This is a genomic window from Streptomyces sp. NPDC004610 (assembly GCF_040609715.1).
Taxonomy (GTDB): Bacteria; Actinomycetota; Actinomycetes; order Streptomycetales; family Streptomycetaceae; genus Streptomyces.
In genome coordinates, this window is the sequence record NZ_JBEXLA010000001.1 from 369,134 (window position 1) to 382,325 (window position 13,192).

13 protein-coding genes are annotated in these 13,192 nt (G+C 72.1%); 7 read left to right on the plus strand and 6 right to left on the minus strand.

Going from position 1 to position 13,192, the window contains the following annotated elements:
- The first annotated feature begins 19 nt into the window (after window positions 1–19).
- Together ABZX40_RS01615 and ABZX40_RS01620 are read left to right on the plus strand one after the other, a co-directional pair.
- Window positions 20–1,051: a phosphotransferase family protein gene (locus ABZX40_RS01615; RefSeq protein WP_355745758.1), complete on the plus strand. Its 1,032-nt coding sequence runs from the start codon at window positions 20–22 to the stop codon at window positions 1,049–1,051.
- Between the two features lie 6 nt (window positions 1,052–1,057).
- On the plus strand, window positions 1,058–2,272 hold the full coding sequence (locus tag ABZX40_RS01620; protein WP_355745761.1) for an acyl-CoA dehydrogenase family protein: 1,215 nt from the start codon (window positions 1,058–1,060) through the stop codon (window positions 2,270–2,272).
- Between the two features lie 15 nt (window positions 2,273–2,287).
- On the opposite strand, the gene ABZX40_RS01625 is transcribed toward ABZX40_RS01620, so the two are convergent.
- Window positions 2,288–2,881, minus strand: coding sequence for a TetR/AcrR family transcriptional regulator (locus ABZX40_RS01625; protein WP_355745764.1), 594 nt, complete (start codon window positions 2,879–2,881; stop codon window positions 2,288–2,290).
- A gap of 112 nt (window positions 2,882–2,993) precedes the next feature.
- Window positions 2,994–3,758, minus strand: a complete 765-nt coding sequence (locus tag ABZX40_RS01630) for an SDR family oxidoreductase (RefSeq protein ID WP_355745767.1) — start codon at window positions 3,756–3,758, stop codon at window positions 2,994–2,996.
- Between the two features lie 380 nt (window positions 3,759–4,138).
- On the opposite strand from ABZX40_RS01630, the gene ABZX40_RS01635 reads away from it, so the two are divergent.
- The gene (locus ABZX40_RS01635) at window positions 4,139–5,374 is read left to right on the plus strand and encodes a DUF1343 domain-containing protein (protein WP_355745770.1); all 1,236 of its coding nucleotides are present in this window, start codon (window positions 4,139–4,141) and stop codon (window positions 5,372–5,374) included.
- Window positions 5,375–5,465: 91 nt separating this feature from the next.
- On the opposite strand, the gene ABZX40_RS01640 is transcribed toward ABZX40_RS01635, so the two are convergent.
- A complete protein-coding gene (locus tag ABZX40_RS01640) occupies window positions 5,466–8,264 on the minus strand; it encodes a penicillin acylase family protein (protein ID WP_355745773.1) in 2,799 nt (932 codons plus the stop codon).
- A 248-nt stretch (window positions 8,265–8,512) separates the two neighbouring features.
- On the opposite strand from ABZX40_RS01640, the gene ABZX40_RS01645 reads away from it, so the two are divergent.
- Complete coding sequence (locus ABZX40_RS01645; protein WP_355745776.1) at window positions 8,513–9,115, plus strand: hypothetical protein; 603 nt, start codon at window positions 8,513–8,515, stop codon at window positions 9,113–9,115.
- 35 nt (window positions 9,116–9,150) lie between these two features.
- The gene (locus tag ABZX40_RS01650; RefSeq protein ID WP_355745779.1) at window positions 9,151–9,882 is read left to right on the plus strand and encodes a 3-keto-5-aminohexanoate cleavage protein; all 732 of its coding nucleotides are present in this window, start codon (window positions 9,151–9,153) and stop codon (window positions 9,880–9,882) included.
- Window positions 9,883–10,134: 252 nt separating this feature from the next.
- Here ABZX40_RS01650 and soxR read toward each other — a convergent pair whose 3' ends face one another.
- On the minus strand, window positions 10,135–10,596 hold the full coding sequence (gene soxR, locus ABZX40_RS01655; RefSeq protein ID WP_355745782.1) for a redox-sensitive transcriptional activator SoxR: 462 nt from the start codon (window positions 10,594–10,596) through the stop codon (window positions 10,135–10,137).
- 107 nt (window positions 10,597–10,703) lie between these two features.
- Here soxR and ABZX40_RS01660 point away from each other — a divergent pair, with 107 nt between their 5' ends.
- Window positions 10,704–11,165, plus strand: a complete 462-nt coding sequence (locus ABZX40_RS01660; RefSeq protein ID WP_355745784.1) for a MaoC family dehydratase — start codon at window positions 10,704–10,706, stop codon at window positions 11,163–11,165.
- 101 nt (window positions 11,166–11,266) lie between these two features.
- On the opposite strand, the gene ABZX40_RS01665 is transcribed toward ABZX40_RS01660, so the two are convergent.
- Window positions 11,267–11,908, minus strand: coding sequence for a TetR/AcrR family transcriptional regulator (locus ABZX40_RS01665; RefSeq protein WP_355745787.1), 642 nt, complete (start codon window positions 11,906–11,908; stop codon window positions 11,267–11,269).
- Between the two features lie 85 nt (window positions 11,909–11,993).
- On the minus strand, window positions 11,994–12,281 hold the full coding sequence (locus ABZX40_RS01670; protein ID WP_355745790.1) for a YiaA/YiaB family inner membrane protein: 288 nt from the start codon (window positions 12,279–12,281) through the stop codon (window positions 11,994–11,996).
- A 111-nt stretch (window positions 12,282–12,392) separates the two neighbouring features.
- Here ABZX40_RS01670 and ABZX40_RS01675 point away from each other — a divergent pair, with 111 nt between their 5' ends.
- On the plus strand, window positions 12,393–13,133 hold the full coding sequence (locus tag ABZX40_RS01675; protein WP_355745792.1) for a TetR/AcrR family transcriptional regulator: 741 nt from the start codon (window positions 12,393–12,395) through the stop codon (window positions 13,131–13,133).
- Window positions 13,134–13,192: the final 59 nt, after the last annotated feature.

Below are 13,192 nucleotides of genomic sequence, written 5' to 3' on the forward strand. Positions count from 1 at the left end.
CGCGTCCGTAGGAGCGACGATGGCTGCCGATCACCCGCCCGGTCTCGATCCCGAACGGCTGCGCGGACTCCTCGATCGCGAGCGGCCCGGTCTGGTGGCCGGACCGCTGACGGCCCGGCTGATCGAGGGCGGCCGTTCCAACCTCACCTACACCGTCACCGACGGCACCGGCCGCTGGGTCGTCCGGCGTCCGCCGCTCGGCCATGTCCTGGCCACCGCGCACGACATGCGGCGCGAGCACCGGGTGATCAGCGCCCTGCACCCGACCGCCGTGCCGGTGCCGGGGACGCTGCTGCTGTGCGAGGACGAGGAGGTGCTCGGGGCGCCGTTCTATGTGATGGAGCAGGTGCCCGGCACCCCGTACCGCACCGCCGAACAGCTCGCCCCGCTGGGGCCGGAGCGGACCCGGGCGGCCGTGCTGGGGCTGGTCGACACGCTGGTCGAGCTGCACGCGGTGGATCCGGCGGAGGTCGGCCTCGGTGACTTCGGGCGGCCGGACGGGTTCCTGGACCGGCAGCTGCGTCGCTGGGGCAAGCAGCTCGACGCCTCCCGCAACCGCGACCTGGCCGGGATCGACGAGCTGCACACGGCGCTGGGCCGCGCCCTGCCCCGCTCCCCCGCCCCGACCGTGATCCACGGCGACTACCGGCTCGACAACGTCCTGCTGGACGACTCCGACCGGATCGCGGCCGTGCTGGACTGGGAGATGTCCACCCTCGGCGATCCGCTGACCGATCTGGGACTGCTGGTGATGTACGGCATCCCGCTCGGCACCCCCGGCTCGCCGGTCTCCACCACCGCCGAGGCCGCCGGTCATCCCGCGCCCGCCGAGCTGATCGAGCGGTACGCGGCCCGCTCGGGGCGGGAGGTGTCGGCGGTGGCCTGGTACACGGCCTTCGCCTGGTTCAAGCTCGCGGTGATCCTGGAGGGCATCCACTACCGCTACACGCTCGGCCGGACCGTCGGGCCCGGCTTCGACCGGATCGGTGATCTGGTCCCTGTCTTCATCGAGCACGGCCTGACCACGCTGCGTGACCTCCAGGAAGGCTGAACCGGCATGGACTTCGCGTTCGACGCCCGCACCGAGGAGCTGCGCTCCGCCCTGCTCGCCTTCATGGACGAGTACGTGTACCCGGCCGAGCCGGTCGCCGAGGAGCAGCGGGCCGCCCTCGCCTCGCCCTGGGACACCCCGGCCGTGGTGGCGGAGCTGAAGACGGAGGCCCGGCGGCGGGGCCTGTGGAATCTGTTCCTGCCGGACGCCGCCCAGGGCGCCGGGCTGACCAACCTCCAGTACGCCCCGCTGGCCGAGATCACCGGCCGCTCCCCGCATCTCGCGCCGATCGCGACCAACTGTGCCGCCCCCGACACCGGGAACATGGAGGTGCTGGCGCAGTTCGGGACCGAGGAGCAGCGGAAGCGGTGGCTGGAGCCGCTGCTCGCCGGGGAGATCCGCTCGGCGTTCGCGATGACCGAACCGGAGGTGGCCTCCGCCGACGCCACCAACATCACCACCCGGATCGAACGCGAGGGCGACCACTACGTCATCACGGGCCGCAAGTGGTACATCTCCGGCGCGATGAACCCGGACTGCGCCCTCTTCATCGTGATGGGCAAGACCGACCCCGACGGCCCGGACCCCCGCCGCCAGCAGTCCATGATCCTGGTCCCCCGCGACACCCCCGGGGTGACCGTCCGCCGCGCGATGCGGGTCTTCGGCTACGAGGACCACTCCCACGGCGGCCATGCCGAGGTGCTCCTCGACCGGGTGCGGGTCCCGGCGTCGGCCCTGATCGGCGAGGAGGGCGGCGGCTTCGCCATCGCGCAGGCCCGGCTCGGCCCCGGCCGGATCCACCACTGCATGCGACTGATCGGCATGGCGGAACGGGCGATCGAGCTGATGTGCCGCCGGGCGGTGTCCCGTACGGCGTTCGGCAAGGCGCTGGGGCAGCAGGGCGTGGTGCAGAACTGGATCGCGGACGCGCGGGTGACCGTCGAGCAGCTGCGGCTGCTGGTGCTGAAGACGGCCTGGCTGATGGACACCGTCGGCAACCGGGGCGCCCACACCGAGATCCAGGCGATCAAGATCGCCACGCCCCGCGCGGTGGTCGCGATCCTGGACCGGGCGATCCAGTTGCACGGGGCGGGCGGGGTGAGTCAGGACTTCCCGCTGGCGGAGCTGTACGCCGCCGCGCGCACGCTGATGATCGCGGACGGGCCGGACGAGGTGCACCAGCGGTCGCTGGCGCGGCGGGAGCTGAAGCGGTACCTGTGAGACGGCCCGTACGGGTCAGGGGCGCAGCGCCCTCAGCAGCAGATCGGCCAGGTGGTCGGCGACCTGCTGGGGGCTGAGCGGTCCGTCGGGGCGGTACCAGGTGGAGAGATGGTGGACGGACCCGAAGTGGTAGTCCACGACGAGGTCGGCGGGGGTCGCGTCGGAGAAGACGCCCTCGCGCTGGCCCTCCTCGATGAGCGCGCGGAAGCGTTCGTGGTAGCGGCGGCGCTCGGCGCGGACCTGCTTGTTCTTCTCCGGGCCGAGATGGTGCATGGAGCGGAAGAAGATCATGGCGTCGTCGAGGTTCTCGATGGTGGTGACCACCACGTCCGCCGCCGCGTCCCGCAGCCGCTTCGCCACCGGCTCATCGGCGTCGGCGAAGGCGTCGAGACGCTCCTGCTGGACGCGCAGCACGCGCGCGTACACCTCGTGCAGCAGATCGTCCTTGGAGCCGAAGTAGTGGTAGAGGGCGCCCTTGGTGACGCCCGCGGCCTCCACGATCTCCTGCACCGAGGTGCGGTCGTAGCCCTGCTCGGCGAAGAGCCGGGTGGCGGCGGCCAGCAGCCGCTGGGGGACGGGCGCCCCGTCCCCGTCCGTCGTTCTGGGCACTTCCGCCACCTGCCTTCCATGAGGGTTCGCCGTCGGTCCCGCGAACAGGAGCACACCTCCCGACGGAGGATCCTCCCACCCGCCCGGTCCGGCGTGTCGGGCGGGACCGGGCTCAGTCCGCCGCCTCCCACTTCCGCTGGAGGTGGTTCATGCCGGTCAGCCAGTGGTCCGGGTCGGTGGAGCGGGCCCGGTAGTAGGCGGCGACCTCGGGGTGCGGCAGGATCAGGAACCGCTCCTCGGCCATGCCCGCGAACAGCGCGTCGGCCACGTCCTCGGGCTCGATCGCGGTCGGCCGGAGCACCAGATCGCCGGCGCTGCCGGTCGCGTCCAGCATGTCGGTCCGCACGCCCTGCGGGCAGACGGCGTGCACCTTCACCCCGCGGTGCCGGTACGTCAGCGACAGCCACTCGGCGAAGGCGTAGGCGCCGTGCTTGGTGACGCTGTAGGGGGCGGCGCCGATCATGGTGAGCAGCCCGGCGGCGGACACGGTCGACACGAACCGTCCCTCGCCCCGCTCCAGCCAGCCCGGCAGCAGCGCCCGCGCGGCGCGGACATGGGCCATCACATTGACGTCCCAGGCGGCGTCCCACACCTCGTCCTCGGCGGTCTCGGAGCCGCCGGAGCCGAGACCTGCGTTGGCGCAGTAGATGTCGACCCGGCCGTCGAGGGCGTCCAGGGCGGCGTCCGCGATCATGGAGGCGTCCCCGAGGAGCACGGTCCCGCCGGTCTCCCGGGCCACGGCCCCGGCCCTCGCGGCGTCGAGGTCGTTGACGACGACCCGGGCTCCCTCCCGGGCGAACCGCCGGGCGAGCGCGGCCCCGATCCCACCGCCCGCCCCCGTGACGACCACTCCGGCACCCCGCACGCTGACCACCATCGCCCTCCAGTCCCTACCGCTCCGGGCCCCCACGGCTCCAGACTAACCGGTCGGTATGGGGGGAGGAAGGGGACTCCGGGCGGGGGAACGACCCTCGCTCGGGACCGGGGAACGACCGCGTTCGGGACCGGGAAACGACCCCCGCTCGGGACCGGACAGCAACCGCGCTCGGCACCGGGCAGCAACCTCGCTCGGGACCAGGAACGACCCCCGCTCGGGACCGGACAACAACCTCGCTCCGGATCGGAGAGCAACCGCCCTCGGCACCGGGCAGCCACCCTGCTCGGCACCGGGCAGCCACCGCCCCCGCCCCGCCGACACACCCGGTCGCCGCCCTCCGCACCCTCCCCACCGCCCCGGGAAACCCCTACCGTCCCCTCATGCCCCCAACGAGACGCACGATCCTGGCCGGAACGACCGCCGCTCTCGCCCTCACCGCCCCCACCGCGTCCGCCGCGCACCGCACCCCGTCCCTGCGCACCGGTTTCGAGCGCCTCTCCGACGACGGGTACGCCCCGCTCGGCGGCGCCCGGGTGGGGATCGTCACCAATCCCACCGGGGTGACCCGGGACGTCCGGCACCTCGTGGATGTCATGCACGCCGATGAACGGGTGGACCTCGTCGCCGTCTTCGGCCCGGAGCACGGCTTCCGCGGCACCGCCCAGGCCGGTGGCTCCGAGGGCCGCCACGACGACCCGGCGACCGGTCTGCCGGTGTACGACACCTACGGCAAGCGGGGACGGCCCCTCGCCGATGTCTTCACCGCGTCCGGTGTGGACACGGTCGTCTTCGACATCCAGGATGTCGGCGCCCGCTTCTACACCTATATCTGGACGCTGTTCGACTGCATGGAGGCGGCGGCCCTGGCCGGGAAGCGGGTCGTGGTGCTGGACCGGCCGAACCCGGTCACCGGGCGCGGCGCGTACGGCCCGGTGCTGAAGCCGGCGCACGCGAGTTTCGTCGGGCGGCAGCCGATCGCGCAGGCGCACGGGATGACCGTGGGCGAGCTGGCCCGGCTGTTCAACGGGGAGTTCCTGCCCGCGCCGGTGCCGCTGGACGTCGTCCGGATGAGCGGCTGGCGCCGGTCGGACTTCTACGATGCCTCGGGGCTGCCCTGGGTGCCGCCGAGCCCGAACATGCCGACGCCGGACACCGCGCTGGTCTACGCGGGGACCTGTCTGTTCGAGGGCACGAACCTCTCCGAGGGGCGCGGCACCACCCGGCCCTTCGAACTGCTCGGCGCGGAGGGCGTGGACGGACGCTGGGCCGCCGCCGCGAATGAACTCGGGCTGCCGGGCGTCCGCTTCCGGGAGGCGTACTTCACGCCGACCTTCTCCAAGTTCCCGAACAAGACCGTCGGCGGGGTCCAGGTCCATGTCCACGACCGGCGGGCCTACGACCCCGTACGGACCGGGATCGGGCTGCTGGTCACCGCGCGGCGGAGCTGGAGCGACTTCCGCTGGCTGGAGAACAACTGGATCGACACGCTCACCGGCTCCACCCTGGTCCGCACGATGATCGACGCGGGGGCGGGGACCGGCGAGGTGGTGGCGGCCTGGCAGGACGACCTGGCGGCGTTCCGGCGGACGCGGGCGCGGTATCTGCTGTATCGGTGAGGAGGCGGGGCGGGCGGGGCGGAGGTGGGTGACCGGCAGATACCGGCAGATACCGGCCCGAGTGTGGCCGGTACCCGCCGGGACCCGGTCGTCAGCGGTGGGAGGTGAACTCCACGACCTGCTGGTAGGTGGGCCGGTTCTGCCAGCTGATGTGGGGGTGCTTGATGCCGCCGAGGGCGCGCTGGTTGAGCGAGTCGGCGCACCACTGGTCCCCGGCCGCGCACAGGGTGTCGCCGGGGTAGACCTGGGCGGGGGTCCTGGCGGCGGCCTGGGTGAGGCTGGTGATCAGGGCGTCCCGGCAGGCGCCGAGGGAGCCGCCGCCGCAGTATGTGTCGCCGAGCGGGCCCCGGACGGTGTCGCCGAGGACCGACCGCAGATCTTTGTCGACATAGCTCCACCAGCCGTACTGGAAGGCGCTTCCGGCATGGGCGCCGGTCGGGCCGTGGGCGGCGGACGGGGACTCGTCGACGGGGAGGTTGGCGGTGATCGCGGTGTACAGATCGGTGCCGAGGCCGGGTTCGAACTGGGCTTTGACCAGCAGCGGCCACCAGGCGTCGAGGATCCGGATGGCGTCGGCGTGGGCGTAGGTCCTGGAGCCCGCCGAGGTCTCGGTGCGTCTGCCGCCCGCCGCGGCCCACGCCTGGAGTCTGGTCACCGCCGAGGCGGCGGCCGGGTCGGTGACCGGGCTGCTGGTGAGGACCCTCAGCAGTTCGGGGAGGACCTGCTCGGCGCGCAGATCGGCGAGCCCGGCGTCGGCCATCGCCCTCACCAGTGCCGAGCGGGTCACCCCGCCCTGCTGGACCAGCCGTTTCACCCGGTCGTCCAGCAGATTCCCGCGGTGCACCGAGCCGTTGCCCCAGGGCGCGGCGGCGTAGTCCTGGGCCTGTTTGTTGTTCCAGGAGATGTAGTAGTCCTGGTCGAGGGAGTTGGGGTGCTGGGCGGGCGGGGTGTAATCGGCGGCGTTGGTCGCCGGGTCCCAGCCGCGCCACTCGTACGCCTGCCGGGCCCAGACCGGGAACTCGGGGTCGACGCCGGTGGCCCGGACCGGGTTGTCGCCGCTGTTGTAGTAGGCGGTGCGCTCGGAGTCGGCGTAGAACCAGTTGAAGGTGAAGTTGATGTGCTGGGTGGCCTGCTGGAAGGTCTCCGGGCCGGTCACGTACCCCGGGTCGTTCAGCATCTGGAAACCGATGATCGACTCGGCCTCGTTGAGGAACGACGAACGCAGGGTGGTGTAGGCGACCTTCTTCCCGCCGACGGTGGCCCGGTACTCGACGGGACCGTACGCGGTCCGCCAGACCCGCATGGTGTAGGAGCCGGCCGCGGTGGAGTCGGCGACGGTGGGCTTCCAGGCGTTCTTCCGCTCGATCTTCTCCATGGGCGTGCAGACGCCCCGGAGGAGGTAGTGGTGGTCGTCCTGGCACAGTTCGACGGCGTAGGTGTCGATGATGTCCTGGCCGGAGGTGGTGGCGCTCCAGGCGTAGTCCTGGCCCCGGCCGAGCAGGACGTACATGCCGAGCCCGGCGAAGGTGGCGCCGCGGGCGCTCAGCCCCGGGCCCTGGATCTCCTGGAGCATCAGCAGCTGTGGCGCGAAGTAGCCGGTCTGCGGCCCGAAGACGGCGATGGGGTGGCCGCTCGCGGTGTGGTCACCGCTGACGACGAGGGCGTTGGACATCCCGCGCCGGGCGGAGCTGACGGCGGTCGCGGCGGCGTCGGCGGAGGTGCGGGTGGCCGCCGCGGTGGCGGCGCTGCCGGTGCGGTCGTGGACCAGGGGTTCGCGGGTGACCGAGCCGGGGTCGGGGAGGGCGGCGCCCTGCGGGTTCGCAGGCCTGGTGCCGTAGGGGAAGCTGCCGTCGTGGACGGTGAGGACGGCCTCGGGGTCGTTGCGCATCCGGAAGGACTCCCAGACCTCGGTGCCCTTCTGCACCCCGTACTTCTGCTGGGCGGCGAGCAGGGAGAGGGCGTTGGTGACCTCGCCGCCGCCTCCGGCGCCGAAGAGGGAGCCGATCACCGAGGCGAGGGCGACCAGGTCGGTGGACTTGAAGCGCTCGATGGTGCCGGCGTTGGTGATCGAGTCCTTGTGGCCGGTGAGGACGTACTCGCCGGGGAAGTAGCGACCGCTGTCGGAGGCGGCGATATAGGCGTTGATGCCGTCGACGTAGGCGTTGACATCGGCGAGGGCCTGACGGCCCCGTTCGCCGTTGGTGGCGGCGGCGCGGTCGATCTGCGCCTGGAGGTCGGCCTCGGTGTAGGGGGCGTTGCGCCAGAACGTCTGCTCCAGGCCCTGGTTGTCGGGGGCTCCCCCGGCGAAGGGGGTGAGCCGGCCCCGGCCGACATGCCGGAACAGGTCCATCAGCCAGAGACGGTCCTGGGCGGCGGCATAACCGGCGCCGAACTCGGTGCCGTAGCGGGTGGTGCCCGTGATGTGCGGCACACCGGTCTTCTTGTCCCGGACGATGGTGACGTCGGTGCGCCCGGCGGGCTTGAGGGTGGAGGCGACCTGGTCGGCGGGGACGCCGAAGGAGGCGTCGTTGAAGAAGGTGTTGAGCGTCGAGTCGGTCAGCGACTGATAGCCGGTGGCGAGCTTCGCATAGGGCCCGAGCTGGTCCTCGGCGTGTTCCGGCTGGGTGCCGAACGCCTGGTTCAGCAGGATCTGGGCGAGGGTGGCGTTGCCGTTCTGGCCGGGCGGCAGGATGTCCGAGCACTGGGATCCGCAGTGGTCCGCGACCGCCGCCGCATCGGCCGCCGTGGGGGTGGCGGCCGAGGCGGCCGGGGACAGCGGGGCCAGCAGCCCGGCCATCAGGACGCATACGGAAGCGGTCTTCAGGAACCCACGGGGAGTGTGGGGAGTTCTCAGTCTGACGAGCGCGGTGCGTGGGGTGCGCCGTGACATGGCGGCTCCTCCCGACGGGGATGGGGCCGGACGTTACCGGCGGTTAGTGCCCGGTTAAAAGGTGAACATGCGTCAAGTTCCAGGGGCTCTCCTCGTGCTCCTCCGGGCCTCTGGGTGGCCGCCGGGAAATCGGGGGCAGCCGGAAGGGAGCCGAATCGCGGGGCGATACGTCTATTCGGCGACGTCCGTACGACGACGACGCCGCGGTGACCGAAGTACAGGTGCAGATGTGACGGAGGTGCAGGGCGATGGCCGGTTTCCGGAGTCTGGCAAGACAGGTGCGCGACCCTCGATGCGATCTGGCACTACGGCGCTACTCGCTGCGCAAGTGCCTTGAGCGGTTCGCCCCTTATGGGCACAGAGCGACCTGGGACCATCTGTGCGCGCGGGCCGGGTTCGACCCCGAGGACCGCTCCCCCGACCCGGTGCGGCTCGTGGCCGCGCTGGAGGAACTGGAGGCGGCGCGCGCGGTCTGGCTGTCCTACGAGACCGGGTTCGCCGAGCGCCGCAAGAAGGAGAAGTACGACGGGCTGCGCCGACCGGGCAGCGTGGACGACTGGCACCGGCTGACCTGGGGCGGCTTCGGAGTCGCCTGGTGCGACGACCCCCGGGTGCACCCCGATGAGCCCCTGGCGGAGGTGCTGCGCCGGCTGATCGCGGCGCTGGAGCGCGAGCCGGGCGCCGAGTGCCCGGTCTGCGACGGCGAGCGCCTGATCTGGAAGTACGAACTCGATCACGAACCGTCCTCCGGGCCGGTCTGCGTGGACTGCGGAATCCTGGTCCCGCGCCCGGTCCTGACCGCCGAGGCGATCGCGTACGCGCGACGCGGACACCTGCTCATGTCCGCGTGACCGATGGCCGAGGAGACCTCGGGGGTGCGCCGGGGATGCCGCACCCCCGCAAGACCACTGCCGACCTTCCGCTCTCCGCCGCCCTGAACGGCACCCGGGGTGCGGCCGACGGCGCGATGATCCCGCTGACCCCGGACGCGCTGGCCGAATCGGCCGCGGCGGCGGTGGCGGCCGGGGCGACGGACCTCCATGTCCATCCCCGGACACCGTGCGGCCGGGGCTCCCTGTCCCCACGGGTGCTGGCACCGGTGCTGGAGGCGATCCGGGCGCGGGTGCGGGTGCCGGTCGGGGTGACCACGGGCGCCTGGGCGGAGCCCGACGCCGCCGCGCGCCTGGACCGGGTGCGCTCCTGGACGGTCCTGCCGGACCACGCCTCGGTCGACTGGCACGAACCGGCCGCGGAGGAGATCGCGACGGCGCTGCTGGAGCGGGGCGTGGGCGTGGAGGCGGTTCTGCGGTCGGACACGGAGGGCCCGGCCCGCTTCGCCCGCTCCCCCCTGCGTGACCGGGTCTCAAGAATCCTGGCGGAGGTGACGGACCAGGACACCCCGGAACACACCGCGCACACCCTGCTCACCCGCATCGCCCCGACCCCCACCCGCCCGATCCTCCTCCACGGCAAGGACAAGGGCGCCTGGCCCATCCTCCACCTGGCCCGAACACTGGGCCTCCATTCCCGAATCGGCCTGGAGGACACGTTGACCCTGCCGGGCGGGGGGCGGGCGCTGTCGAACGAGGAGCTGGTGAGGGGGGCGTTGGGCTTTTAGTCGCGCGGGGGGAGGGGGAATGGCTCGGCGGCGGATGATCTTAGGGGCGCGGGGAACTGCGCATCCTTTTGGGGGCGCGGGGAACTGCGCATCTTTTTCAGGGGCGCGGGGAACGGCGCATCCTTTTGGGGGCGCGGGGAACTGCGCATCTCTTATAGGGGCGCGGGGAACTGCGCATCCTTTTTAGGGGCGCGGGGAACTGCGCGACCAGCCGCCCACCCACCCGCACCCGACAACCACCGCCGCCGGAGGCTACCGCCGCCGCTCCACCAGCAGCCTCGACCCCGACCGCTCCTGCCCGAACGCATCATCCGGATTGGACAGCACACAGCTCTCCAGCGAAAGACACCCGCACCCGATGCAATCGGCCAGATGATCCCGCAGCCGATTCAACTGCCGGATCCTCTCCTCCAGCTCCGACCGCCACGCCTGGGACAACCGCGCCCAGTCCTCCCGCGTAGGCGTCCGCTCCTCCGGCAGCTCCGCCAGCGCCTCCCGGATCGTGGCGAGCGGAATGCCGACCCGCTGCGCGGCCCGTACGAAGGCGACCCGGCGCAGCGCGTCCCGTGAGTAGCGGCGCTGATTGCCCGATGTCCGGCGACTGCTGATCAGCCCCTTGGACTCGTAGAAGTGCAGCGCGGACACTGCGGCGCCACTCCGCGCCGACAACTGCCCGACGGTGAGTTCATGAACGTTCTCTGGAATCTGCGGCATCACCGCAACCCTACCCATGCGCCCCGTGCCCACCGGCCCGTTGACATCGGCACCCCACCCGACCATGCTAAGCAGTTGCTTAGACCGATCGAACGGGAGGCCGGGACATGGCGGAGCCGAGGATCTTCACCTCCGTGGACGAGCTGAGGGCCGCGGTGGGCGAGCGGCTGGGGCACACCGACTGGATCGAGATCGACCAGCAGCGGATCGATCTGTTCGCCGAGGCGACCGGCGACCATCAGTGGATCCACGTGGACCCGGCACAAGCGGCGGCAGGCCCCTTCGGGACGACGATCGCGCACGGCTATCTCACCCTCGCGCTGCTGCCCCTGTTCGCGCCGCAGCTGATAGCCGTGGAGGGGGTGACGATGGGCGTCAACTACGGCACCAACAAGGTCCGTTTCCCCTCCCCCGTCCCGGTCGGCTCCCGGCTGCGCTCCACGGCCGCGATCTCGGCGGTGGACGAGGTGCCGGGCGGCGTCCAGGTGGCGATCGTCTTCACGGTCGAGCGCGAGGGCGGGGACAAGCCGGTGTGCGTGGCGGAATCGGTGTCGCGCTACTACCTCTGAGGCCGCTGGACCCGCGCCACCACCACCGAGCCCGACGCGATCCCCACCGAGCCCCACGCCATCCCCACCGAGCCCCGCTCCTGCCCTCCGAGCCCCGCCGCTCACCCCTGCCCCTTGGGCCCCCCGACCCCCACCATCCGCAACACCAGCCCCGCATACATCGCCCCCACCTCGTCCGGCGTCCAGGGCCCCCGCACGCTGAACCAGCGGGCCACGTCGATGCACAGGGACAGCACCGCCAGGGTCGTGCCCCGGACGTCGAGGACGTCGAACTCGCCCGAGGCGATGCCGTCCTCGATGATCCCGCGGACCTCGGCGTCGCACTGCCGCCGCAGGGCGACGATCTCCGCGCGGGCGTCCGGCCCGAGGGAGTCCAGCTCGTACTGCACGACCCGTGCCGTCGTACGGTGTCCGGCGTGCCAGCGGACGAAGGAGGCGACCGCGTCGGCCAGCCGGTCACCCGCGGTGCCGTCGCCGCGCGCGGCGGTGCGCAGGATGTCGAGGGCCTTCTCATGGCCGATCCGGCTGATCCGGTGGAGCAGTTCTTCCTTGGTCTTGTAGTGGATGTAGAGCGCGGCCGGGCTCATCCCGGCGCGGCCGGCGATGTCCCGGGTGGTGGTGGCGTGGTAGCCGCGCTCGGCGAAGGCGTCCACCGCGGCGATCAGCAGCCGCCGGGCCGCGTCGGGCGTGACCTCGGCCCACGACTCGTGCTCGCCGCCGGCCGTCTCCTCCGCCGTACTCATCGCTTCCTCGCCCCTCTCGCCGACCGGGGCACCACCATACAACCGAAGGTGAGCGAGCGCTTAGCAGGTGGGCGAGGCGGCCGGATCAGAGCTTCTCGAAGGGGTCGTGCTCGGCGAGCAGCTTCTCCAGCCGGGCCTGGTCGACCCGGCTGACGATCTGCCCGGCCTCCTGGCGGTCGCGGACCACCTTGGCGAGGGTGAAGGCGGAGGTGACGAGATAGAGAACGGCGATGCCCAGGAAGGCCCGGACCCAGGGGTCGGCCTCCAACTGGAAGATGCCGACGGCGGTGGCCCCGAGGGCGAGCGCGAAGGAGACGACGGCCTGACCGTGGAACGCCGCCGTGTTGTGCGGCTTGACGGGTGAGTCACTCATGGGGAACAGACTCGGCGAATGTGGCGCCGGCCACATCCGTCGCCGTACTCAGTCGGATACTCAGGTCCGCGCGCCGCCGTGCTCGCGTGCCCCCGCCCTACTATGTGCGCCATGGCCCGACCCCGTAAGCCTCTGCTGAGCACCGGACGGATCGTCGCGACCGCGCGGGACCTGGTGGACGCGGAGGGGCTCGCGGCGGTCTCCACCCGGCGGCTGGCCGCCGAACTCGGGGTGAGCGGGCCGTCCCTCTACAACCACTTCCGCACCAAGGACGAGATCCTGGAGGCGGTCGCCGACTCGGTCAGTGCACAGGTCGATCTGTCGATGTTCGAGGACGGCCGCGGCTGGCGGACCGCGCTGCACGACTGGGCGCTCTCCTACCGGGGCGCCCTGCGGGACCACCCCAACATCGTGCCGGTGCTGGCCAAGGGCCCCGGCCGCCGCCCGGCCTCGCTGCGCCTGGCGGACGTGGTCTACGGGGCGATGGTCGCCGCGGGCTGGCCCCCGGCGCACGCCACCTCGGTGGGCGCGGTGATGCGGTACTTCATCATGGGCGCGGCCCTGGGATCCTTCGCCGGGGGCTTCGTGGACGAGGAGAGCGCGTACGACCCCGACGCCTATCCGCATCTGGGGCAGGCGCATCTGCTGGCGGAGCGGCAGGAGACGGTGGACGAGCGGGCGTTCGAGGCGGGCCTGAACGCCCTGCTGGACGGGCTGGCGCTGCGCTTCGAGACGGTCGGTGGCGGCGGCGGCAGGGACGGCGATCGGGTGCCCGAGCAGGTCGCCGGGCGCCCCGGTCGTCCTGGTACTTCCGATCGTCCTGGTACTTCCGGTCGTCCCGGTCGTCCCTGAGATCGGGGACCGGACCGGACCGGGCCGGACCGGGCCGGTACGTCGACACTTCGGTGGGC

Bases quoted from the DNA above. Each gene is read 5' to 3' on its own strand.
- ABZX40_RS01615 (WP_355745758.1), top strand. From the start codon at position 20: ATGGCTGCCGATCACCCGCCCGGTCTCGATCCCGAACGGCTGCGCGGA.
- ABZX40_RS01620 (WP_355745761.1), top strand. From the start codon at position 1,058: ATGGACTTCGCGTTCGACGCCCGCACCGAGGAGCTGCGCTCCGCCCTG.
- ABZX40_RS01630 (WP_355745767.1), bottom strand. From the start codon at position 3,758: ATGGTGGTCAGCGTGCGGGGTGCCGGAGTGGTCGTCACGGGGGCGGGC.
- ABZX40_RS01635 (WP_355745770.1), top strand. From the start codon at position 4,139: ATGCCCCCAACGAGACGCACGATCCTGGCCGGAACGACCGCCGCTCTC.
- ABZX40_RS01640 (WP_355745773.1), bottom strand. From the start codon at position 8,264: ATGTCACGGCGCACCCCACGCACCGCGCTCGTCAGACTGAGAACTCCC.
- ABZX40_RS01645 (WP_355745776.1), top strand. From the start codon at position 8,513: ATGGCCGGTTTCCGGAGTCTGGCAAGACAGGTGCGCGACCCTCGATGC.
- ABZX40_RS01650 (WP_355745779.1), top strand. From the start codon at position 9,151: ATGCCGCACCCCCGCAAGACCACTGCCGACCTTCCGCTCTCCGCCGCC.
- soxR (WP_355745782.1), bottom strand. From the start codon at position 10,596: ATGCCGCAGATTCCAGAGAACGTTCATGAACTCACCGTCGGGCAGTTG.
- ABZX40_RS01660 (WP_355745784.1), top strand. From the start codon at position 10,704: ATGGCGGAGCCGAGGATCTTCACCTCCGTGGACGAGCTGAGGGCCGCG.
- ABZX40_RS01665 (WP_355745787.1), bottom strand. From the start codon at position 11,908: ATGAGTACGGCGGAGGAGACGGCCGGCGGCGAGCACGAGTCGTGGGCC.
- ABZX40_RS01670 (WP_355745790.1), bottom strand. From the start codon at position 12,281: ATGAGTGACTCACCCGTCAAGCCGCACAACACGGCGGCGTTCCACGGT.
- ABZX40_RS01675 (WP_355745792.1), top strand. From the start codon at position 12,393: ATGGCCCGACCCCGTAAGCCTCTGCTGAGCACCGGACGGATCGTCGCG.